General features: G+C 65.5%; 22 protein-coding genes. 16 read left to right on the forward strand and 6 right to left on the reverse strand.

The genetic code is table 11. The features are described 5' to 3' along the window. Positions 1-24 precede the first annotated feature (24 nt). A complete protein-coding gene (locus H4V95_RS06550) occupies positions 25-924 on the reverse strand; it encodes a hypothetical protein (protein ID WP_209729479.1) in 900 nt (299 codons plus the stop codon). A gap of 238 nt (positions 925-1,162) precedes the next feature. Here H4V95_RS06550 and H4V95_RS06555 point away from each other — a divergent pair, with 238 nt between their 5' ends. Beyond that, positions 1,163-2,191 carry a matrixin family metalloprotease gene (locus H4V95_RS06555; RefSeq protein WP_209729481.1) on the forward strand — a complete coding sequence of 343 codons (1,029 nt, stop codon included), beginning with the start codon at positions 1,163-1,165 and terminating at the stop codon, positions 2,189-2,191. Positions 2,192-2,197: 6 nt separating this feature from the next. Here the strand turns inward: H4V95_RS06555 and H4V95_RS06560 are convergent, their stop codons facing one another. Beyond that, positions 2,198-2,821, reverse strand: a complete 624-nt coding sequence (locus H4V95_RS06560; RefSeq protein ID WP_196865792.1) for a nicotinamidase — start codon at positions 2,819-2,821, stop codon at positions 2,198-2,200. Further along, positions 2,818-4,134 carry a nicotinate phosphoribosyltransferase gene (locus H4V95_RS06565; protein ID WP_209731300.1) on the reverse strand — a complete coding sequence of 439 codons (1,317 nt, stop codon included), beginning with the start codon at positions 4,132-4,134 and terminating at the stop codon, positions 2,818-2,820. Before H4V95_RS06565 ends, H4V95_RS06560 begins: the two co-directional genes overlap by 4 nt. A gap of 102 nt (positions 4,135-4,236) precedes the next feature. On the opposite strand from H4V95_RS06565, the gene clpS reads away from it, so the two are divergent. From clpS to H4V95_RS06620, 11 genes are all read left to right on the forward strand, one after another. Continuing rightward, entirely contained in the window at positions 4,237-4,545 is a 309-nt protein-coding gene (clpS, locus tag H4V95_RS06570; RefSeq protein ID WP_196865793.1) for an ATP-dependent Clp protease adapter ClpS, read from the forward strand. A 64-nt stretch (positions 4,546-4,609) separates the two neighbouring features. Then, entirely contained in the window at positions 4,610-5,170 is a 561-nt protein-coding gene (locus H4V95_RS06575; protein ID WP_196865794.1) for a DUF2017 domain-containing protein, read from the forward strand. A 90-nt stretch (positions 5,171-5,260) separates the two neighbouring features. Next, positions 5,261-6,196 carry a glutamate racemase gene (gene murI / locus H4V95_RS06580; protein WP_209729483.1) on the forward strand — a complete coding sequence of 312 codons (936 nt, stop codon included), beginning with the start codon at positions 5,261-5,263 and terminating at the stop codon, positions 6,194-6,196. Beyond that, positions 6,193-6,996, forward strand: coding sequence for an MBL fold metallo-hydrolase (locus H4V95_RS06585; protein WP_209729486.1), 804 nt, complete (start codon positions 6,193-6,195; stop codon positions 6,994-6,996). The genes murI and H4V95_RS06585 overlap by 4 nt, the downstream gene beginning before the upstream one ends. A 49-nt stretch (positions 6,997-7,045) precedes the next feature. Then, complete coding sequence (gene rph / locus H4V95_RS06590; RefSeq protein ID WP_196865797.1) at positions 7,046-7,819, forward strand: ribonuclease PH; 774 nt, start codon at positions 7,046-7,048, stop codon at positions 7,817-7,819. Beyond that, positions 7,812-8,459, forward strand: coding sequence for an RdgB/HAM1 family non-canonical purine NTP pyrophosphatase (gene rdgB / locus H4V95_RS06595; protein WP_312883958.1), 648 nt, complete (start codon positions 7,812-7,814; stop codon positions 8,457-8,459). The genes rph and rdgB overlap by 8 nt, the downstream gene beginning before the upstream one ends. Positions 8,460-8,506: 47 nt before the next feature. Next, positions 8,507-9,220 (forward strand): DedA family protein, encoded by a 714-nt coding sequence (locus tag H4V95_RS06600; protein WP_196865798.1) that lies wholly within the window; start codon positions 8,507-8,509, stop codon positions 9,218-9,220. Beyond that, complete coding sequence (locus H4V95_RS06605; protein ID WP_209729488.1) at positions 9,207-9,857, forward strand: GNAT family N-acetyltransferase; 651 nt, start codon at positions 9,207-9,209, stop codon at positions 9,855-9,857. Before H4V95_RS06600 ends, H4V95_RS06605 begins: the two co-directional genes overlap by 14 nt. 124 nt (positions 9,858-9,981) lie before the next feature. After that, a complete protein-coding gene (locus H4V95_RS06610) occupies positions 9,982-10,356 on the forward strand; it encodes a GntR family transcriptional regulator (protein WP_196865800.1) in 375 nt (124 codons plus the stop codon). Further along, a complete protein-coding gene (locus tag H4V95_RS06615; protein WP_196865801.1) occupies positions 10,353-11,273 on the forward strand; it encodes an ABC transporter ATP-binding protein in 921 nt (306 codons plus the stop codon). The genes H4V95_RS06610 and H4V95_RS06615 overlap by 4 nt, the downstream gene beginning before the upstream one ends. After that, the gene (locus H4V95_RS06620; protein WP_196865802.1) at positions 11,270-11,956 is read left to right on the forward strand and encodes a hypothetical protein; all 687 of its coding nucleotides are present in this window, start codon (positions 11,270-11,272) and stop codon (positions 11,954-11,956) included. Before H4V95_RS06615 ends, H4V95_RS06620 begins: the two co-directional genes overlap by 4 nt. Here the strand turns inward: H4V95_RS06620 and H4V95_RS06625 are convergent. Next, the gene (locus tag H4V95_RS06625; protein ID WP_196865803.1) at positions 11,953-12,561 is read right to left on the reverse strand and encodes an HAD family phosphatase; all 609 of its coding nucleotides are present in this window, start codon (positions 12,559-12,561) and stop codon (positions 11,953-11,955) included. The genes H4V95_RS06620 and H4V95_RS06625 overlap by 4 nt on opposite strands. Positions 12,562-12,651: 90 nt before the next feature. Here H4V95_RS06625 and H4V95_RS06630 point away from each other — a divergent pair, with 90 nt between their 5' ends. Further along, on the forward strand, positions 12,652-13,650 hold the full coding sequence (locus H4V95_RS06630; protein ID WP_196865804.1) for an exonuclease domain-containing protein: 999 nt from the start codon (positions 12,652-12,654) through the stop codon (positions 13,648-13,650). Positions 13,651-13,658: 8 nt separating this feature from the next. Here H4V95_RS06630 and H4V95_RS06635 read toward each other — a convergent pair whose 3' ends face one another. Together H4V95_RS06635 and H4V95_RS06640 are read right to left on the reverse strand one after the other, a co-directional pair. Further along, complete coding sequence (locus H4V95_RS06635; RefSeq protein WP_196865805.1) at positions 13,659-14,579, reverse strand: SDR family NAD(P)-dependent oxidoreductase; 921 nt, start codon at positions 14,577-14,579, stop codon at positions 13,659-13,661. A gap of 67 nt (positions 14,580-14,646) precedes the next feature. Continuing rightward, a complete protein-coding gene (locus tag H4V95_RS06640; RefSeq protein ID WP_209729490.1) occupies positions 14,647-15,717 on the reverse strand; it encodes an ADP-ribosylglycohydrolase family protein in 1,071 nt (356 codons plus the stop codon). 197 nt (positions 15,718-15,914) lie between these two features. On the opposite strand from H4V95_RS06640, the gene H4V95_RS06645 reads away from it, so the two are divergent. From H4V95_RS06645 to H4V95_RS18750, 3 genes are all read left to right on the forward strand, one after another. Continuing rightward, the gene (locus H4V95_RS06645; protein WP_209729491.1) at positions 15,915-16,973 is read left to right on the forward strand and encodes an MIP/aquaporin family protein; all 1,059 of its coding nucleotides are present in this window, start codon (positions 15,915-15,917) and stop codon (positions 16,971-16,973) included. A 75-nt stretch (positions 16,974-17,048) separates the two neighbouring features. Beyond that, positions 17,049-18,215 (forward strand): exonuclease SbcCD subunit D, encoded by a 1,167-nt coding sequence (locus tag H4V95_RS06650; RefSeq protein WP_209729493.1) that lies wholly within the window; start codon positions 17,049-17,051, stop codon positions 18,213-18,215. After that, positions 18,212-21,313, forward strand: a complete 3,102-nt coding sequence (locus tag H4V95_RS18750) for an AAA family ATPase (protein ID WP_209729495.1) — start codon at positions 18,212-18,214, stop codon at positions 21,311-21,313. The genes H4V95_RS06650 and H4V95_RS18750 overlap by 4 nt, the downstream gene beginning before the upstream one ends. The last annotated feature ends 2 nt before the right edge of the window (positions 21,314-21,315 follow it).

Raw genomic sequence — 21,315 nt, forward strand, 5'->3', positions numbered from 1 at the left:
CCGGTGCCCGAGGCACCGAAAGTGCTAGTCGACCGAGACTATCGGCACGCCCAGGTAGTTGGCTGACCCATCGCTGAAGTTCAGCTGCGCGTGGGAGCCGCCACCCCTGGCATAGACGTACAGCGACGCGGTCACCCGCAGGTAGGCCATGTCCGCACCGAGCAGCTGCGCGTAGTACATGGTCCGCCAGCCATCAAAACGATCATTGATATTGATGTTGTCGTCCGAAATGCTCAGCACATTTGTCGTTGCCGATGCCTTGTAATTGTATTGGTAGCCAATTGTCGTCAGGTCGATTTTGACCTTCGCTTCCTTGGAATCCCAGAACCCGTCGTCAGCCCTCACAATATGGAACCCGTTGAAGGGAACATAGACGGTGTGCGAGTAGTTGCGGTTTAGCGGTGCCAAATAGGTGAACCACCAGTCCATATACACGGTGAACGATCCCGCACCCGTGCCGAACAGACCGGATCCCGCGCCGCTGGCAAACGTCGAGGCGTCAATGGTTCCCGGGTTGTACCCCTGCCAGTACACTGCCCCGTTTGAACCGTGCAGCGTTCCATAGTAGGGATAGACCCAGCCGACGGCGCTCGCCTCAGCGGCGAGGCTGCCCCGCACCAGCCCGGGATGGGCGGCGGCCGAGACTTCGGGGGCTACCTCATAGCCGGACATTTTCTGGACGATGGACTCGGTGTCCTTGACCGTGTCGGCTGCGAGGTCCTGATGGGTCTTGTCCTGTGCGACGAGGGCCTTGGAAAGCTCGTCAGGCAGTTCCTTCTGCAACTGGCTCAGCCGGGCACCGCCGCTTTTCTCCAGCTGCTCCAGCCGGTTCGCTTCAGTTTTCTGCAGGTCGACCACCTCTTCCCGCCGTTCGGCGACGAGTTGCTCGAGTACCTGGTCCACCTCGGTGGTAATCCGTGTCATGGTGTTCATCCTCAATCAATAGTTGAAGGTCAGTTATTGGGTATTGCGTGAGAAATTAAACTGTACAAAGACTGCGTTATCCGAGTGTTATTTTTTCGCACCGTATTTGATGCTTATGGAACAAATGAATAACACGCGAGTAACGCCCGGGATGGTGTGATCGAGTGTGCTGCTTCGGCTGGCGTGACGATCGTCCGGCCGAGAACCCAGTCGACCACCGGCGCCCAAGGAGCCAGACATGTCAGAGAATCAACCGCGACCGCACTGCAATCCCAAGCCCCGCATCCCGATCGCCCTACCCGCTGGAATTTCGGACCCGCGGATGAGGCTCATCGTGTTGCTGAGAACCAAATGGGTCAACGGCACGGTGCTGCACTATCACTTCCTGGGTGGCCCCGCGGCCCAGCAGGAGGCCGTCCGGAGTGCCTTCGTGGAGTGGAAAGCGCTCGGGATCGGACTGGATTTCGCAGAGGTTGCGGATCCTGGCGAGGCCGAAATCCGGATCGCCTTCGACCAGGGCAACGGGTCCTGGTCCTACCTGGGAAAGGATGTTCTGGGCATCGGGGCCACCGAGCCCACCATGAACTTCGGCTGGGACCTCACCACTGATTACGGCAGGACGACGGCCCTGCACGAGATCGGGCATACCCTCGGCCTGCCGCACGAACACCAGAACCCCTTCGCGGGGATTGTCTGGGACGAACAGAAGGTCTATCAGTACTTCACCGGCGCGCCCAACGGCTGGACCCGGGACCAGACCTTCCACAACGTCCTCCGGAAGATCAATACGCACGAGGTCGAAGGGTCCAACTGGGATCCGGATTCGGTGATGGAGTACTGGTTCCCTGCCGGGCTGATCACTGAGCCAGCGGAGTTCAAGGACGGGCTGACACCCCCGGGTGGGCTCTCGGCAGCGGACCAGGAGTGGGTACGGCGAACCTATCCCGGTCTCAACGGGTCCACTCCCACGCTCAAGCCATTCGAGTCCGTGGCGTTGTCACTTGTCGCCGGGGCGCAGGCCGACTTCGTGATCGACCCGCCGTCGTCCCGGTCCTACCAGCTGGGGACCTTTGGCACGGCAGATACGGTGCTCGTGTTGTTCGAGGAGATCGACGGTGAGCCCCGGTTCCTCGCCGGAGACGACGACAGTGGTGAGGACCGCAACGCCCTGTTCAGCGCGAAACTGATCCAGGGCCGGAGGTATGTGCTCAGGGTCCGGTTGTACTGGGCGGGGCAGTCGGGTCAGACGGCCGCCATGTACTGGTGAGCGGGCCTAGTCCACTAACTCGACGCCGGCGTCCTCGAGCTCCTCGAGGGCGGTCTCGACGCCGTCGGGGTGGACTCCGCGGGTATAGCTGAGCAGTACCGCGGTGGTGTAACCGGCCGCAACGGCGTCCAGTGCCGTTGCCCGGACACAGAAATCAGTGGCAAGGCCAACCACCGCAACCTCGTCGACCTCGCGCTCGCGGAGCCAGTCGTCGAGTGTGATGGGTTCGTCAGGCGTCAGGTCGTCAAGGGCGCCGAGCTTCTGCTCTCCGGTCGGCACTTCGTCTTCCGGCGCGAGGACGCCTTCGAAGCCCGAATACGCAGCCTCAAACTGTCCCTTGCGGAACACCGCCTGAATATTCTCGGTGTCCAGCTCCGGATGGAACTGGGACCCCCGGGTGTCGGCCACGCAGTGCACCGGCCAGGAGTGACGGTAGTCGGGGGTGTCCGAGAAGTGCGCGCCGGGATCGATGTGCCAGTCCTGGGTGGCGACGATGTGGTCGAACTCGCTCCCTTCCGCGTCGATGAAATCGCTCAGTCGTGCGGCGACGTCGGCGCCTCCGTCGACCGCAAGGGAACCTCCCTCACAGAAGTCATTCTGGACGTCGACAATAATCAGGGCCCGGGTCATGGCTCCTCCTCAAATTCGGTGGGAATGGCAGGTTCTCCGCGTTGCAGGCGCATGACCGAGCCAGGCAATTCGCTCATTGACGCGCTGTGGTGGGCCACGGCCCGCCGTACTCCGTCAACGCCGGTCCAGCCGGGCAGGATGTCGCCATTGCTGACGAACTGCTGCAGCAGGGGACGGTCGTTGCCGTCGTCGTGCGGGGACCGGCCAATGCCCACTACCTCGGCCGTGGCAGTGCCCGTGTCGTCGAGTCGACGGAGCGCGTACTTGCGCCCGCCCCGCGACGCCTTGTTCAGTGCGGACTTTGCGACCGAGACGAACTCGCCGTCGTCGTCGGTCCGGCTTACCAGTTTGTAGACGAGACCCGCGGTGGGGGCTCCCGAACCGGTGACGAGGGAGGTGCCGACGCCGTAGGAATCCACGGGCGCGGAGGCGAGCGACGCGATCGCGAACTCGTCGAGGTCGGAGGTGACCACGATGCGTGTGGTGTGGTTGCCAAGGTCGTCCAGGAGCTGGCGGACCCAGCGGGCCTGGGCCACGAGGTCGCCGGAATCGAGCCTGACCGCTCCCAGCGCGGGGCCGGCCACCTCGACCGCCGTCCGGACACCCTGTTCGACGTCGTAGGTATCGACGAGCAGCGAGGTGCCGGCGCCGAGCGCGGCGACCTGCGCTGTGAAGGCGTCCCGCTCGGAGTCGTGAAGCAGGGTGAAGGAGTGGGCAGCCGTGCCAACCGTCTGCACGCCATACCGCCGGCCCGCCTCCAGGTTGGAGGTGCTGGCAAAGCCGCCGATCACCGCTGCCCGTGCGGCCGCGACCGCCGACTCTTCCTGGGTGCGGCGCGATCCCATCTCGATGCAGGGCCGTTGGCCCGCGGCGCCTGTCATCCGGGACGCAGCCGAGGCGATCGCACTGTCGTGGTTGAGGATCGAGAGCACCAGGGTTTCCAGGATGCAGGCTTCGGCGAAGGTGCCCTCGACTATCAGGATGGGGGAGTGCGGGAAGTAGGCTTCGCCCTCGGCGTAGCCCCAGATGTTTCCGCTGAAGCGGAAATCGGCCAGCCAGTCCAGCGTCAGGCTGTCCACCACTCCGGCGGAGGACAGATGGTCGAGCTCCTCGGCGCCGAAGCGGAAGTTCTCGAGGCTGTCAAGGAGCCGTCCGGTCCCGGCGACCACCCCGTAGCGGCGTCCTTCCGGGAGTCTCCTGGGGAAGGCCTCGAAAACTGACTTCCGGTGGGCTGCTCCGGAGTGCAGGGCGGCCTGCAGCATGGTCAGCTCATAGTGGTCCGTATAGAGGGCGGTACTGGCCCGGGTGCTCATGACCGGGGCGGCGTCGGTGGGGCTCACATGCAAAACTCTAGCCCCTCAGCAGTGCCGAGGACCCGGACTCCTATCGTCGGTGCCCGGTCCTACAATGGTTCTATGACAGTTGGCACCGCTCCGGACACCGAACGCCTCGAGGAAACGGACACCGAGCAGCTGACGGCCAGCGACATCCCCTGGGTGGTGATCGTCTGGAACGACCCCGTGAACCTGATGAGCTACGTCAGCTACGTGTTCCAGACCTATTTCGGCTACAGCGAGGCCAAGGCGCACAAGCTCATGATGGAAGTCCATGAGGCGGGCAGATCGGTGGTGGCCGGTGGAAGTCGTGAGGAAGCTGAACGCGACACGCTCGCCATGCACTCCTACGGGCTGTGGGCGACGTTCCAGAAGTCGGATGCACCCTAGGATCTGTCCCAGCTAGCCCGAGCGATCACTATTTTCGATGGTGACTGCGCGATAAGGAGAATTTTTGGCCAAGGCATTCAAGGCAACCCGCCGCGGAATCATCGGCACCCTGGACCCGGGGGAGCGGCAGTTGCTGCGCAAACTGTTCGAGGACATCATCGAACTGCTCGAGCCCGCCGAACCCGCCGACGCCGACCCCCTGGCGGCGATGGTGGGGGTGGACAGTGTCGCCGTCGCCCCCTCCGACAGTGCCGTCCGGCGGCTGCTGCCTGATGCGGTCCGCGACGACGACGACGAGGCGCTGGAGTTCCGCCGCCTGACCGAGCGGTCCCTGCGGGAAGACAAGATCGGCACCCTGCGCGGCAGCGCCGTGCTGCTCGAATCCAGCCCGATGACCCTGAGCGCCGACCAGGCGCGGCTCATGGCGCGTGCCCTCAACGACGTGCGGCTGGTCCTCGCGGACCGGCTGAAGATCGAATCCGACGAGGACGCCGCGCGCCTCCACGAGATTGACGACGTCGCCGACGCTGACGACGTCGAGACCTATCTGGCACTCGTCTACAACTTCACGAGCTGGCTCCAGGAGTCACTGATCCAGGCCCTGTTTGGGCTCAAGGACAAGTGAATTTCCTGCCCCCGCGCTCCATCGCTGTGACTAATTACACTGGCGGCTGGTTCGTCTAATGCCTGTCGCAGGTCTTATGGTCGGTAGATTATGACCAACGTCCCGGGTGAGATTTCATCGCTGAAACGAACCGAGGCCCCGATCGGTATCTTCGATTCGGGCGTCGGCGGGCTGACCGTCGCCCGCGCCATCATTGACCAGCTGCCGCAGGAGTCGATCCTGTACGTCGGCGACACCGCTCACGGCCCCTATGGGCCGCTCCCGATCGCCAAGGTGCGTGCCCACGCGCTCGGCGTCATGGATGAACTGGTCGATTCCGGAGTGAAACTCCTGGTCATCGCGTGCAACTCCGCCTCTGCCGCGGTGCTCCGTGACGCCCGCGAACGCTACACCGCCCGGTACGGCATCCCGGTGATCGAAGTGATCCAGCCAGCCGTCCGGCGTGCCGTTGCGTCCACCCGCAGCGGAAAGATCGGTGTCATCGGGACGTCCGCGACGGTGGGTTCCCGTGCCTACGAGGACACGTTTGCTGCCGCGCCGCACCTGTCCATCACGTCGGCCGCCTGCCCCGATTTCGTCAAGTTCGTCGAGGCGGGGATCACCTCCGGCCCCGAGCTTCTCTCCACCGCCCAGCAGTACCTGCAACCGCTCAAGCGTGCCAGGGTCGACACCCTCGTGCTGGGATGCACGCATTATCCGCTGCTGACCGGGGCAATCTCCTACGTCATGGGGGACGCGGTCACGCTGGTCTCCAGCGCCGAAGAGACCGCCAAAGATGTGTACCGGGCCCTAATCTCCCATGACCTGGAACGGGTGGGGGAATCGGCACCGAAGCACCATTTCGTGGCTACCGGCGACGCCCAGCGTTTCGGTGAACTGGCCCGTCGCTTCCTCGGCCCCGAGGTGCTCAGCGTCGAACACGTGGACCACGTGGCGGCGCAGTACCCGACGGGGAGCATGGCGCGGATCACCCCGGAGATGATCGCCACCGCCCGCGCCGATGCCATCGGGAACTCCCGCCCATGAAGTTGACCATTGTGGGTTGCAGCGGCTCCTTCCCCGGCCCCCAGTCACCGGCGTCGTGCTACCTGGTCACCGCCACCGTTCCCGACGGCGACGGCACCAGGACGTGGCGAATCCTCCTGGACCTGGGCAACGGCGCCCTCGGCGCGCTGCAGCGCTACATGGACCTCCGGGACATCGACGCCGTCTTCCTCAGCCACCTCCACCCCGACCACTGTATGGACCTCTGCGGCCTTCACGTCGCGGTGCACTGGGACCCCAACGGCTGGAACCGGCCGCGCATCCCGGTGTGGGGACCCGAGGGCACCGCCGACAGGATGGCGACCGCCTATGGCCTGGAACTGGATCCGGGCATGCACGAGGACTTCGACTTCCACAAGTGGAGCCCACGCGGCTCCGTCACCCTGGGCCCGTTCACCATCACCCCGTACCCGGTCCTGCACCCGGTTGAGGAGGCCTACGCCCTGCGCGTCGAGGTGGCGGGGGAGAATCCGGGGGATCCGCCCCGGGTGCTCACCTACTCGGGTGACACCGACGCCTGCGACAACCTGATCGAGGCTGCCGCCGGATCCAACGTCTTCCTGTGTGAAGCCGCGTTCCATGAGGGCCGCGACGATGCGATCGAGGGTGTGCACCTCACTGGCAGGCGCGCCGGGCAGGTGGCGGCAGCAGCGTCGTCGGACCGGTTGCTGCTGACCCACATCCCGGTCTGGAATGACGCCAACCGGACCGTCGAGGAAGCCCGGACCAGTTACCGGGGCGACCTCGCAGTGGCCGTGGCGGGCGTGTCCTACGAGATCTGAGCGTTGCTCGCCCTCAACCCCCGCGGCCATGCCCCGTAGACTTGACCCCATGAATCCCGCAAACACTTCCTCCACTACCGCTGCCCCGCTCCGGGCCGACGGTCGGACCGCAGACCAGCTCAGGCCAATCACCATCACCCGCGGGTGGTCCACCCAGGCCGAGGGCTCGGCCCTCATCGAGTTCGGTAACACCCGCGTCCTCTGTACCGCCTCGCTGACGCAGGGCGTGCCCCGCTGGCTCAAAGGTGAAGGCAAGGGCTGGGTGACTGCGGAGTACGCCATGCTGCCGCGGGCCACCAACACCAGGTCGGACCGTGAGTCCGTCAAGGGCAAGATCGGCGGCCGGACCCACGAGATTTCCCGCCTGATCGGGCGGTCCCTGCGTTCGATTATCGATACCAAGGCGCTGGGCGAGACGACCATTGTGCTGGACTGCGACGTACTCCAGGCCGACGGCGGCACCCGGACCGCTGCAATCACTGGCGCCTACGTGGCGCTGGCCGAGGCGATCCGCTATGCCAAGGAAAACAAGCTCATTGCGGCCTCTGCCCGTCCCCTCATTGACACGGTCGCAGCTGTCAGCGTCGGAATCATCGATGGGGTCCCCATGCTGGATTTGCCCTACGTCGAGGACGTCCGCGCCGAAACAGACATGAACGTGGTGGTGACCGGGAGCGGCAAGTTCGTCGAGGTGCAGGGCACAGCTGAGGGTGCACCCTTCGACCGGGACGAGCTGGACGCGCTCCTGGATCTGGCGCTGCTTGGCACCTCCCAGCTGACCCAGATCCAGCTCGACATCCTTGCTGAGGGCGCAGGTGCCTGACACCCCCGAGGAGGCCCCGTACCCGGTGGGAGCCCGACTGGTCCTGGCGACCCGTAATGCGGGCAAGCTCCGCGAACTCAGGGAGCTGCTGCGCGGTAAGGTCCCCGGCCTCGACGTGGATACCCAGGTAATAGACGCGCAGGCAGCGGGCGCGCCCGACGTCGTCGAGAGCGGCACCACTTTCGAAGCGAACTCGCTGTTGAAGGCACGGGAGGTGGCCGCCGTGACCGGGCTTGTCGCCGTCGCCGACGATTCCGGTCTCGCGGTCGATGTGTTGGGTGGGGCGCCGGGAATCTTCTCGGCACGCTGGTCCGGGCGCCACGGCGACGACGAAGCCAACCTGCACCTGCTGCTTGCCCAGCTCGCCGATATTCCCGCTGAGCACCGTGGCGCGTCCTTTGTCTGCGCGGCAGCGGTGGCGCTGCCCGATGGCACCGCCCACGTCACCCGGGGTGCGCTGGAAGGTTCGCTCCTGACGGCGCCGCGCGGTACCGGAGGGTTTGGCTATGACCCGATCCTGCAGCCAAGCGGCATGCAGGTGAGTTGCGCTGAGCTGACTCCCGCGGAGAAGAACGCGATCAGCCATCGGGCCCAGGCCTTCGCCGCTCTGGTGCCGCACCTTGTCGATGCCCTGAGGTAGCGCGGTAGAGGTTATCGCCAGAATCGTAGGGCACACTTGATCGGGATATGACTACTCTCCTGCATCCGACGTCGCTCCCCGCGGCTTCCATCCACGCAACACTCGGCGCACCCTCCGGCGGGGGATCGTGGCTGGATTCCATTTCTGACTGGGCCGTCTCCATGATGGAAACCATTGGCGCGCCAGGCGCGGGGCTGGCGATTGCCCTGGAAAATTTGTTTCCACCTTTGCCCAGCGAGGTCATCCTGCCGCTGGCCGGCTTCACCGCGAGCCGTGGCAGCTTCACCCTGTTCGAAGCGATTTTCTGGACGACCGCTGGATCAGTCATCGGCGCCCTCGCCCTGTACCTGCTGGGCGCCTGGCTGGGACGCAACCGGATGCGGGCCATTGTTTCCCGGGTGCCGCTGGTGGACCTGCAGGACGTTGACCGGGTCGAGGCCTGGTTCAGCCGCCACGGGTACAAGGCGGTGTTCTTTGGCCGGATGATTCCCCTCTTCAGAAGCCTGGTTTCCATTCCCGCGGGCATCGAACGAATGCCGGTCTGGAAATTCCTCGGGCTGACCACCGCGGGAAGCCTCATCTGGAACTGTATTTTCGTCATGGCCGGCTTCTATTTAGGGGAGAACTGGCATGTGGTCGAAGCCTACGCGGATGTTTTCCAGAGGATCGTCATCGTGTCGGTCATCCTGCTGGTCGGCTACTTCGTCATCAGCCGGATCATGAAGATTCGCCGCAACCGTGCAACCCATGAAACGCCTTGAGGACGTCTGGCCGCTTTTCGGCCTGCAGCTCTCCACGCCCCGGCTCACGCTGAACCCTGTTCGCGACGAGCAGCTACCCGGCCTGGTCGACGCGGTCCTGGCCGGGATCCACGATCCGGCGGTGATGCCCTTCAGCGTGCCCTGGACCGACGCGCCCCGCGACGAGCTCATCAAGGGAACGGTGCAGCACCAGTGGCGGCAGCGCTGCACGGTCGGGCCGGAGAATTGGACCATCAACCTGGCGGTGTGCCTCGGGGGACGGGTGATCGGCGTGCAGGATCTCTCGGCACGCAACCTAAGCATCGAACGCACGGTGCATACCGGTTCGTGGCTTACACAGGCCGAGCAGGGGAAGGGTCTGGGCACCGAGATGCGGTCGGCCGTCCTGCAGTTCGCCTTCGATCATCTGGGCGCCCAATGGGCCGTCTCCGACGCTGCCTCCTGGAACGCGGCGTCCCTGACGGTTTCCAGAAACCTCGGCTACGGCCACAACGGCGTCAGCAGGACAGAGGTACGTCCCGGCGAAGCCGCCACCATTCACCACGTCCGGCTACCCGCCGAGTCATTTAACCGGCCCGGATGGGCTATCTCGGTGACGGGTTTCGAGGCGGCGCGAGGCTCGCTGCTCGCCCGCTAGCCTTACCCCACGCGTCCGAACCTCCGGTCCGCAAAGCATTGCCGCCTCCTCCCTCGGGTTGTATGGTTAGTTACATCAGTAACTAACCAACTGGCCAAGTGTAACCGGTCAACGGAGGGCCGAAATGATCGACGACAGCAGGCCCATCTTCTTGCAGATTGCCGAGGAGATTGAAAACGAGATCGTCGAGGGGATACTCGCCGAAGAGGCGCAGGTCCCATCCACCAACGAGTTTGCCGCTTTCCACCGCATTAACCCGGCCACCGCCGCCAAAGGGGTCAACCGGCTTGTGGATGAGGGCATCCTGTACAAGCAACGGGGAATAGGAATGTTTGTAGCCACCGGAGCCCGAGCCGCGCTCCTGCAGCGCCGGCGGGACCAGTTTTTCGATCAGTATGTTCGCCCGTTGGCCGTCGAAGCCCGGAAGCTGGGAATCAGCCCCCACGAACTGGCCGAGATGGTCCGGAGCAGTGAATCAGTTACGGGAGGTACGCCATGACCAGCGTCATTGAGACCCACGATTTGATCAAGACCTATCGGAACTCCATTGCTTTGGATGGGGTGAACCTTTCCCTTGCGCCAGGGAAAATCTACGGCCTGCTCGGACGAAATGGGGCGGGCAAGACAACCCTGATGTCAATGCTGACGGCGCAGGGTTTCCAGACCTCGGGAAGTGTTGAGGTGTTCGGCGAAAGCCCCTACGAAAACGAACGTGTCCTGAGCCGGATCTGCTTCATCCGGGAATCGCAGAAGTATCCAGACGCCTTCACCCCGAAGCACGCCTTCCGTTCTGCGGCCCTGTTTTTCAGGAACTGGGACCAGACTCTCGCGGACCGGCTGGTGGATGACTTCCAATTGCCGCTCAAACGCTCGATCAAGAAACTCTCCCGGGGTCAGTTATCCGCGGTGGGTGTGATCATCGGATTGGCCTCACGGGCTGAGCTCACCTTTTTTGACGAGCCCTATCTTGGCCTGGACGCCGTCGCCCGTCAGCTGTTCTACGATCGGCTGGTCGAGGACTATGCGTTGCACCCCCGCACAATAGTGCTTTCATCGCACCTGATCGATGAGGTGGCGAATCTCCTGGAGCACGTGATCCTGATCGACAAGGGTCGGATCATCATGAACGACGATGCCGGGAGCATCAGGGGATCAGCCTTCACCGTGGTCGGATCGGCCACCGTGGTGAGGTCCTTCCTCGCGGGCCGGGAGATCCTGCACACCGACAACTTTGCCTCGCTCGCCTCGGTTACTGCCCTCGGCGTCCTGACACCAGCGGAAAAGCGTGAGGCCGTCGAGCTGGGCCTGGAGCTGGCTCCGGTCTCGCTGCAGCAACTGGTGATCCGTCGAACCCTCGCGGCAACCACCGGGGACCTGGACGCCGTGAACAACCATTCACTGGAGGTGTCACAATGAACCGCATCGTCAACGTCATGCGGATGCAGCTGATCAACCGGTGGACCTTCATCGGCATTCCCGCGGTGATCCTCGTTGCCTCGTTCGCGTTGAGCTGGGCCATCTGGTCCTTCATCCCCTACGAGGGAGCCAAGTACTCGGGTGGGTCACAGGCGATCATGTGGTATTTCCTGGCCCTGGGAATCCAGTCGCTGACCATGACCTTCCCCTTTTCGCAGGGTCTGAGTATCAGCCGCAAGGCCTTCTTCCTTGGAACCCTCGGACTGTTCTCGATCATTGCGGTCGTGACGACGGCGCTCTACTACGTGCTGGGCCTGATCGAGATAGCGACGAACGGCTGGGGACTCAATGGCCGGTTCTTCGCTCTCGAGTGGATTGCCGAAGGATCCGGACTGCCGACGATGGTCTTCTATTTCACGGCGATGATGGTGCTGTTCCTGATCGGGTTCTGGTCCGCAACCATCTACAAGCGGTGGCAGACCACGGGCCTTCTCATCACGGGGATCGGTGCCGCACTTATCCTGGTGGGCCTCGTCTTCTACATCGCCCGGGCCGAACTTTGGGGACAGGTGGGGCAGTTCCTGGGCAGCCAGTCGCAGCTGAGCGTCGCAGGATGGCTCGCCGTCGCCGGCGTCGCCCTGGCAGGAGGGTCCTACCTCACCCTGAGGCGGGCGGTACCCTAGGCGGCAGGTCGGGGGTTGGCGACCAGCTCCCGCTGCAGGTCAATACCTGGCTGGTGAAGACGGGCGTCAATGCCCAAACCCTGGGCCGCGGCAACATTGGCTGGATTGTCGTCAACGAAGGTGACCATCCCAGGCTCCACCGCAAGATCCCGCAGGACATGCTCAAAGATTTCGCGCTGCGGCTTCACCAGCGACAGGGCCGAACTGAAATACCTGCGCTGGAAGTAGCCGGTCCAGGCAGCCTGTTCGAACCGCGACACCATCGGGGCCGGCATGTTCGAGAGCAGCGCCAACCGGGCACCCTGGCCGCTGAGTTCCTCCAGCGTATCGAGCGTGTCCAGATTGAAGTGGGACCATTGGTTGGCGTCCAGGGTGTCGAGCAGGTCCGTCCGGGACGGGAGGACCTCCCTGCCGGTCACCAGCGACCAGTATTCGACAGAGGTGTGCCGGCCGGCGTCGAACTCCAGCCGGTGCTGCCAGTAGGGCGAGCCAGGATCCATGAGGGGGACGCCCGCAGCATCCTCAAGGTTCAACCAGTCCTCAGGAGTGGGGGCATTGGTGATCACCATGCCGTAGTCAAAGAGGTACCACCGTGTGTTTCCCATACCTCAGGGTAGGGGAATGTGGCAGGTATCTCCCGGCGCGCGGGTGAACGTTGGGTAAAATTCAGGGTTGCGCCCCGTAGCGTTGACCGGGTGGGAATTGAGTTCACGGCCATCGACTTCGAGACAGCAAACGGGTTCCGTGGTTCGCCCTGCGCCGTGGGCCTGAGCAAGGTCCGGGACGGCAGGATTGTTGACGAGGCGCACTGGCTGATGCGGCCTCCCGCAGGCCACGACCATTTCGACTGGCGGAACGTCCGGATCCACGGCATCTCCGAAGAGATGGTGTCTGCGCAGCCCCGCTTCGGTGACCTCTTCCCTGAAATCGGTGCGTTCATCGGCGACGACGTGCTGGTGGCCCACAACGCGGCGTTCGATATGGGCGTGATCAGGTCGGGTCAGGAAGTCTCAGGGATTGCCGGTCCCGCCTACAACTATTCCTGCACAGTGGTGCTGTCCCGGCGGAACTATTCGCTGCCGTCCTACTCGCTACCGTTCGTTGCTGAAGCCGCCGGCGTCCCGCTGGTCAACCACCACGATGCAGTGGAGGACGCCCGGGCGTGCGCCGGAATCATGATCGACATCGCCCGGATGAACAACGCTGGCAGCCTCGAGGAGTTGGCCTCGATCCAGCGGCTCCCGTTCTCCACCCAGGACGCATATGTGCCAGGCATCAATGAGGTCTCGAAGGCGACCCGTGGCGCGCTGGCCCGTGGGGCAGCCGTCGTCCGTACCGGGCCATCAGGATGGCCTGACGAGGGGCTGAACCCGCCGGCGAACGGCGCAGCCGACCCCGCCAACCCGCTGTACGGCCAGACGGTGGTCTTCACGGGAACGCTCGGCATGCCCCGCCCGCAAGCCAAGGAGCGGGCGGCATGGCTGGGGGCGCAGCCGGCGAGCACGGTCACCCAGCGCACCACCGTGCTGGTAGTGGGGGACGGGTTTGTGGCGTCCGATCTGCGGAACGGCCGGGTCACCGGGAAGGTGCGGCGGGTGCTGGACCTGCACGAGCGGGGCCAGCGGATTGAGGTACTTTCGGAGGCGGAGTTCCTGCAGATGACGGAGGGCCGCTGGCCGGTCGACAGCCCGTAGCCAGCGCCCTACAGGTTCAGCTGGACGCCGGTGAGTTCCTGGGAGGCGTCGATCAGCCGTGACGCCGTGTTGCGCTCGCGGGCGTGGGGTTGCGCCGGAACCACTGCCGGATTGCCCCGCAGCTGGAACCACCCGCGTGGTCCGCAGTAGGACCCATTGACGACGGCGGGATCGGCCACCGCGCGCACCAGGGGCCACGCCCCGGTGTCCTTTCCCTGGGAAACGGGCGCGAGGATGCGGCGTTGCGGGGCGGGCGAGGTGTTGTTCAGCCCAATGCCCGGACGCAGGGGCGTGAGCATGTCCAGAGCCAGACCCGGGTGGGCGACAATGCTCTGCACCGGGCTCCCCACCAGACGCAGCCGGGCAGCGAGTTCGAAACCGAAGGTCATGACAGCAAGTTTCGACGTCGCGTAGGCCCGGGGGTTGTTGTACCGCGCGGGCATCAAATTGGCGGTATCCAGCCGGACCCACCGGTGGCTGATGCTGCCCAGATGAACTACCCGCCCGCGTGCAGCGGTGAGGGCGGGCAACAGGCCTGCGGTCAGCGCGAAATGGCCCAGATGGTTGGTCCCGAACTGCAACTCGAACCCTTCGGCGGTGTGCTGGCGGCCAGCGGCCCCCACCACTCCGGCGTTGGCCAGCAGCGCATCGATGGGCCCCCTCGCAGACAGCAGGTCCACCGCCTGTCGGACGGACTTCAGCCGGGCCAGATCGAGTTCCTGGAACTCGACCCGTGCCTCCGGGACCTGCTGCCGGATCGCCGCAATCGCCGCCCTGGCTTTCTCCTCGTTGCGCGAGGCCATCACGACGGTCGCACCGGCGGCGGCGAGCTGCTCGCAGGCAAAATAGCCGAGGCCGGCGTTTCCGCCGGTGACAACGACCGTGCGGCCGCTCAGATCAGACAGGTCGGTGGGGTTCCAGTTATCCATTCCCCAAGACTAGGTGCTGTGACGACGAGGTACCCGGTAGCCGAAGGCGCGCATCGCTGGATCGCGCTCATCCGGTCGAAGTGGTGTCCACCAGCAGGCTGGCCATGGTGCCGACGACGTCGGCACCCTCCAGCACTGCGGACCAGCTCGCCGGTAGACCGTCCCGACCGTACAGCGCACCCAGGATGTTGCCGGTCAGCGACCCGGTGGTGTCGCTGTCGCCGTCGTGATTGATCGCCAGGGCGATCGCGGTGCGGAAATGCTGCTCTGGACCGGTGGCAGACCCAGCTGGCCCGGCGCCGGCCTCGCTGGCCAGGACCGCGTAGATGGCGATCGCCACCGCCTCGTCAGCTGTCCAACCGCCGCCGAGGGCTGCGCTCATCTGTTCAGGCGACCCGCCGTCGTCGGCCAGCTGAACCGCCGTCTCGAGGAGCTGAGCCAGTTCGGGGACACTGGAGCTGTGCGCCCGGGCGACGGCCGCGGAAACGGCCTCCCGCAGCGACATTTCGTCCCGCACGATGCCATGGATCAGGACCGCCATCACTGCCGCTCCGTGCAGGGCGGCCGGGTGGCCATGGGTGAGGGCCGCAGCGTTCATGGCCAGCCGATCGGCCACCTCAACCGGAATGTGCGGCACCAGCCCGAAGGGCGCGGAGCGCATTACCGTACCCGATCCTTTGGCCTCGGGGTTCACCGGCCGGGATTGGGTTCCCATCTCCCCACTGCGCAGGCCGCTCAGACAGGCGGTGCCGGGTCGTCGACGGTGCTGCAGCACCTCCTGGGCATCGATCCAGCGGGGTGGGGCTACGGGAGCCGACGACGGCGGTGTCTCGCCCTGCGTCGCGAGCCACCGGAGGTAGGCCAGCCAGAGGCACGCCGTCTCGTCGGCGGCAACTCCGTCGTTGGCCCACTGGATAGCATCCACCAGGCCGTCGACCGTATAGAGCGACAGCTGGGTGTCGTCCGAGAACCGAAAGACTTCCTGCAACTGGGTGGGGGAGGTCAGCCCAGCCGGGCCGTAGGCTGCCCTGATTGCCTCAAGATCGAGATTTTCGACGGCGAAGCCGAGCGCATCGCCGAGCGCGCCGCCCAGCAGACAGCCATGGACACGGTCCGAGAAAGAGGGATTGGTCAGCACCACAACAGTCTAGTGTCGGGTAGTGTTCTACTGCCGCGACCACCTTGACGCCCGTTCTCAGCGGGCATTCAGCAACAGGTGGAAGGCTTGACAGGTTTGCCCGACCCCACACGACGGTCCCGGCAGCCAGCACGGTCCCGACCATAGCGTCGGCCACAACTTCAGCTCTTCCAACAGCTCAAAGGATTTCGTCCACCATGACGCAGACATCACTGCCCACCGCTGAACAGCACGCAAACCCGGAACCGTCCGGCCGCTCGTCCTCGATCAGCGACTTCTCCCTGGTGGCCCGGTCACTGGCCGAAGCCGCCGGCTCATTCCTCCTGGTCCTGGCCGGACTGGGGGTCACCATCCTGAACACCCAGACGGGGGTGCAGCCCACCCTTGCGTTCGGCCTGGCCCTGATCGGAGCGATTGTTGCGTTCGGCTATGTCTCTGGTGGTCACTTCAACCCGGCGGTCACGCTCGGCTCAGCCATCGCCGGCAAGACCTCATGGATCTCGGTGCTGCCCTACCTCGTGGCGCAGGTTGTGGGGGGCGTTATCGCGGCAGTCTTCATCTGGTTGCTCCTGAGCGCCAACCAGCAGTTCGCCGGGAGTGTCCAGGCGCTGTTCGCCGTCTCGGCCAACGGTTACGCGGAACATTCCCCCACCCAGTTCGCGCTGAGCAGCGCCTTCCTGGCCGAAGTGGTCGGGACAGCCATCTTTGTCGCGGTGGTCCTGGGCGCGATGTCCCGGACCGCCACCGGCTCGCTGCGCAACGCTGGCGGCCCCTTTGCTATCGGCCTGGTGTATGCGGCGCTGCTGACCTTCCTGCTGCCGATCAGCAACGGATCTCTGAATCCGGCCCGTTCCACTGCCGCAGCAATCTTCTCCGAAAGCTGGGCCATCGAGCAGCTCTGGCTGTTCTGGGTGGCCCCCGTTCTGGGCGCGGCAATCGCCGGACTGATCTACCGCAGCTCCGAGTTGTTCGGTGGACGCACCACGGGTGCAAAGCCTGTCCAGGTCACTGACGCGCCCGACCCCAGCGCGACGTCCAGTGGGCCGGCCACCGCCACCGCGGACACCGCCACCCAGGCCACCGCCACACCAGCTACGTCCACGACGCCCACTTCTCGGCCAGCCACGGACCGGTACCCCGCCGACCATGCGCGCACCGGCGACAACGCCGATGAGGGGCAGGTGGACCGCCCGGCCGGCACCGACGACGCACGGACGTTCTTCGACGAATCAGACGAACGCCGCGACGGAAAATAGGTCGCCCAGCGGGCAAAGTCCGCACCGCCGGGTGCGCTCCGCAGGAATGTCAGTGGGGGCCGGTAGCTTGGAAGTATGAGGCTACTGCACACATCCGATTGGCACCTGGGACGGTCGTTCCACGGTGTGGGCACCCTACAGGCGCAGCGGCTCTTCATCGATCACCTCGAGAAGTCCGTCCGCGAGTTTGAGGTGGACGTGGTACTGATCGCCGGCGACGTCTACGACCGTGCACTGCCCGGCGTGGACGTCGTCGGACTCTTTGACGAGGCGCTGGAACGCCTGACCGCTGCCGGCGCGCAAGTGGTTGTCTCCAGCGGAAACCATGACTCTGCCACCCGGCTGGGCTTCGGCGGCCGCATCCTGGAACGCGGGGGAGTGCACCTGCGCACCCGGCTCGAGGATATCGCCCGGCCGGTCTTGTTCCCTCTGGATGAGGACGGCGCCGAGCTCGCTGTGTACGGCCTGCCGTACCTCGAACCACGGTTGGTAGCGGAAACGCTCGGCGCCGAGGCCCCCACCCACACTGCTGTCACCCGGGCGGCGCTGGACCTGGTCCGGTCCGACCTGGCGCATCGCCGGTCCGCGGGCACCGTCCGGTCGCTGGTGATGGCCCACACCTTTGCCAGCGGCGGCATCACCTCGGACAGCGAACGCGATCTCAGCGTGGGAGGGGTGGGAGCCGTCCCCCTGGATCTCTTTGAAACCTTCGACTATGCGGCACTGGGCCACCTGCACGGTCAGCAGCAGCTCTCCCCGAATGTGCGCTACTCCGGTTCGCCCCTGCCGTACTCCTTCTCCGAAGCACGTCAGTCGAAGGGCGCGTGGCTGGTGGAGATCGGCCCAGCGGGCCTGGGTAACGTCCGTGCCGTCGAATGGCCCGGCTATCGTGAGCTCGCCGTCCTGACCGGTGAACTGGAAGAGCTACTGTCGGATCCACGCCATGAGTGGGCCGAGACTGCCTACTGCCACATCACCCTCGTGGATCCGGACCGGCCCACCCAGGCCATGGAGCGGTTGCGTAGCCGCTTCCCCTCGACCCTCGTCCTGGTTTTCGAACCTGCGGGGGATCGTCAGCGCGCCGCCCAGACGTACAGTCAGCGGATCGCCCAGGCCACCGATGATGTGGACGTGTGCTGCGGCTTCCTTGACCACGTGCGGTCCCGACCAGCGAGCGAGAGCGAACGCACAGTGCTGACAGCTGTCCTGGAAACCGTTCGCTCGGCAGAGGTGGAACGGTGAGGATCCACCGCCTTGAACTGCAGGCCTTCGGCCCCTTTGCGCATCGCCAGGAGGTCGACTTCGACCGCCTGGGCGCCCACGGACTGTTCCTTCTGAACGGCCCAACAGGGGCGGGCAAGTCGAGCGTCCTCGATGCGATCTGCTACGCCCTGTATGGGTCGGTTCCGGGTGCCCGCCAGGGCGCAAAGAGGCTCCGCAGTGACCACGCACCGGAGTCCCTCGCCCCTGAGGTGGCCTGCGAGTTCAGCGTGGGCGGCCGCCGGCTGGAAGTGATTCGCAACCCCCAGTGGAATCGCCCTGCCAAGCGGGGCACCGGCACTACGTCCGAGCCCGCGCGGACCCTGCTGAGGGAAAAAATTGACGGCGAATGGGTACAGAAATCTGCCCGCAATGATGAGGCTGGCGGTGAAATCCAGGCCCTGCTGGGCATGGACCGCGAACAGTTCACCCGCGTGGTCATGTTGCCCCAGGGCGAGTTCGCGGCCTTCCTGCGCTCTGACGCCAAATCAAGGCGGGACCTGCTACAGAAACTCTTCGCCACGGACCGGTTCGAGAAGGTGGAGCAGGTCCTCACCGAACGCGCCCGGACGATGGCGGGCCGGGTGGCGGAGGCCGAAGCGGGGCTGAGCCACATCCACCGTCGAGCGGTGGACGAGGTGCAACGCTATGAGTCGGCCGACGATGCGGTACCGGACGCGACGGGTGATGCCGGGGCTCCCCTCACCCTGACCGATCTTCGCGCACGGCTCGCAACCGTGCTGGAGAGCGCCCGGCGGACCTCGGACGCGGACTCACGGAATCGAAGCCTGCTCACGCAGCAGCAGCAGGACACCCTGGCTGCCTACACCCGTCGGCAAGCCCTGGCAGCCTTCCGTGCCGTTGAAGAGGCGCATGCGGCACAGCGGGAAGAAGCGGCGGACTTCCAGACGGCGGTCGACCGGGACCGGAAGGCACGCATCCTGGAGAGCGGACTGCGTGCCCTGGATCTGGCGGAGGATGCACTGCGGCAGACAACCGAGCGGGCGCAGTCAGCAACGCGAATGGTGGCCGGTTCGCCAGTTGCCACCTCCCTCCTCCCGGACCTCGAGAGCACCGGTCAGGAGAAGGCCCTCCCCGGGACGGCAGACACCATCGCGATGCTGGACGCAGCGTGCACCGCAGCGACGTCGGAACTCGGCGTCCTCCGCGCCGCACTGCCGGAGGAACAGCGGCTGCAGAGCCTGGAGGAACGTCTCACGGAGTCGGCGACCGAGCTGCAGCGGATTGATGCTGCCCTGCGGGAGTGTGCGGAAGCACTGGCCGAGGTTCGTGCCGAGACAGCATTGGTCGGCGGGGAGCGGGTCGAGCTGGAACGAACGGTCAACGGGACATCGGCGCTCGACGAGCGGGTGGCGGAAGGAAAACGGCTCCTGGCGACCATCGCTGCGCTGGACACCGCGCGGACGAGGATGACCAGCGAAGAAGACAGATACTCAGCTGCCGAACGGCGCTTCCTGGAGCTCAAGAGCATCTGGCTGGAGACCCTCCGGCAACGCCTGGAGCAGGCGGCAGCAGAACTGGCGGCTGGCCTCACCGAGGACAGCGACTGCCCCGTCTGCGGCAGTCGGTCCCATCCACACCCCGCGTCGGCGGACGGGGCGAGCCTGGTTACCCACGAGCAGGAGCAGGCGGCACGGCAGGACCAGCTTGCCGCGGAACAGGTCGTGGAGCGTCTACGGCGGGTGCGCGACGACGCCGTCCTCGACGCTGCACGGCTGCAGGCCCAGGGCGGGGACCGCGAGGTCGGTGCCGTCCGGGAAGCCCTTGAGGCAGATACCGCGCTCCTGGCGGAGGCCGTCGCGGCCGGTAAGGCGCTGGAGCGGGCGACCGAGCGGCTGACAGCGCTGGCCGGCCGGGAAGAGACCCTGACCGCCCAGCACAACGGGTTGGCCACGGCCCAGGCCGAGACCCGGGCCTCCATCACGGGACTGCAGGAGCAAATGGATGAGATGCAGGAGCGGCTGGCTACGCTGCGCGGCGGGTACGAAACCCTCGCCGAACGGACCGGTGACCTGGCGGCAGCCCACGAGACGATGGCCGACTGCCGGGACGCTCTCCAGGATCTGGCGCGGGCCGGTTCCAGCCGGGAACTGGCATTCGCCACCTTGTCCGAGGCGCTCGTGGGTTCAGCCTTCGATCACCCCGACGAGGTGCGTTCTGCACTGTTGTCGCCGGTGGAACTCGACCATGCGGAACTTTTCCTTGCCACCCACCACCGGGCGGGAGACCGGCTGGAGGCCGACCGGGCTCTCCCCGACATTGCCGGGGCACTCAGGGACGAAGCGGCGGGCCTGCCGATCGTCACCAGTGTGCAGGTCGACGACGCCGCCGCGTCCGAGGCAGAAGCCGCTGAGCGGGCAACTGCGAGCCTGCTCAGGCTCCGGATGGTCCAGGAGTCAGTGCTGCAGCTTGACCGGTACGCGACCGAACTGACGCGTCAGGAGCAGGTGGTGCTGCCCCTGCTGCAGGAGCGTGACCTGATCAAGTCGCTCGCCGACACCGCGGCCGGGGGCGGAGAGAACTCGTTCAAGATGTCCCTGGGCACCTACGTGCTGGCCGCCCGCCTCGAGCAGGTGGCCGATGCCGCCACCGAGCGACTGCTGGCGATGTCCGACGGGCGCTACGCCCTGGTGCACAGTGATGCACTCTCCGGAAACAGGAAGTCCGGCCTGGGCCTGAACGTGATCGATGGATGGACCGGGAACCGGCGGGACACCGCGACCCTGTCGGGCGGTGAGTCCTTCATGGCCGCACTGGCGCTGGCCCTCGGCCTGGCCGACGTCGTCCAGGCCGAGTCGGGCGGCATCGAGATTGAGACCCTCTTTGTCGACGAAGGGTTCGGCAGTCTGGACGAGCAGTCGCTGGAGCAGGTCATGGACGCGCTGGAGGGGCTCCGGGACGGGGGCCGGATGGTGGGACTGGTCAGCCATGTTGCGGAGCTGAAGCAGCGAATCGGCGCCCAGTTGCAGGTGGTGAAGGAACGCGACGGCTCCACCCTGCATATTGTCGATCAGGTCCCGGCCCAGGCGGATCCCTCGGTCGTGCTGCAGACAGTGTAAAT

The sequence above is a fragment of the Arthrobacter sp. CAN_C5 genome (assembly GCF_017875735.1).
Taxonomy (GTDB): domain Bacteria; phylum Actinomycetota; class Actinomycetes; order Actinomycetales; family Micrococcaceae; genus Arthrobacter_D.

Bases quoted from the DNA above. Each gene is read 5' to 3' on its own strand.
- H4V95_RS06550 (WP_209729479.1), bottom strand. From the start codon at position 924: ATGACACGGATTACCACCGAGGTGGACCAGGTACTCGAGCAACTCGTC.
- H4V95_RS06555 (WP_209729481.1), top strand. From the start codon at position 1,163: ATGTCAGAGAATCAACCGCGACCGCACTGCAATCCCAAGCCCCGCATC.
- H4V95_RS06560 (WP_196865792.1), bottom strand. From the start codon at position 2,821: ATGACCCGGGCCCTGATTATTGTCGACGTCCAGAATGACTTCTGTGAG.
- H4V95_RS06565 (WP_209731300.1), bottom strand. From the start codon at position 4,134: ATGAGCACCCGGGCCAGTACCGCCCTCTATACGGACCACTATGAGCTG.
- clpS (WP_196865793.1), top strand. From the start codon at position 4,237: ATGACAGTTGGCACCGCTCCGGACACCGAACGCCTCGAGGAAACGGAC.
- murI (WP_209729483.1), top strand. From the start codon at position 5,261: ATGACCAACGTCCCGGGTGAGATTTCATCGCTGAAACGAACCGAGGCC.
- H4V95_RS06585 (WP_209729486.1), top strand. From the start codon at position 6,193: ATGAAGTTGACCATTGTGGGTTGCAGCGGCTCCTTCCCCGGCCCCCAG.
- rph (WP_196865797.1), top strand. From the start codon at position 7,046: ATGAATCCCGCAAACACTTCCTCCACTACCGCTGCCCCGCTCCGGGCC.
- H4V95_RS06600 (WP_196865798.1), top strand. From the start codon at position 8,507: ATGACTACTCTCCTGCATCCGACGTCGCTCCCCGCGGCTTCCATCCAC.
- H4V95_RS06605 (WP_209729488.1), top strand. From the start codon at position 9,207: ATGAAACGCCTTGAGGACGTCTGGCCGCTTTTCGGCCTGCAGCTCTCC.
- H4V95_RS06610 (WP_196865800.1), top strand. From the start codon at position 9,982: ATGATCGACGACAGCAGGCCCATCTTCTTGCAGATTGCCGAGGAGATT.
- H4V95_RS06615 (WP_196865801.1), top strand. From the start codon at position 10,353: ATGACCAGCGTCATTGAGACCCACGATTTGATCAAGACCTATCGGAAC.
- H4V95_RS06620 (WP_196865802.1), top strand. From the start codon at position 11,270: ATGAACCGCATCGTCAACGTCATGCGGATGCAGCTGATCAACCGGTGG.
- H4V95_RS06625 (WP_196865803.1), bottom strand. From the start codon at position 12,561: ATGGGAAACACACGGTGGTACCTCTTTGACTACGGCATGGTGATCACC.
- H4V95_RS06635 (WP_196865805.1), bottom strand. From the start codon at position 14,579: ATGGATAACTGGAACCCCACCGACCTGTCTGATCTGAGCGGCCGCACG.
- H4V95_RS06645 (WP_209729491.1), top strand. From the start codon at position 15,915: ATGACGCAGACATCACTGCCCACCGCTGAACAGCACGCAAACCCGGAA.
- H4V95_RS06650 (WP_209729493.1), top strand. From the start codon at position 17,049: ATGAGGCTACTGCACACATCCGATTGGCACCTGGGACGGTCGTTCCAC.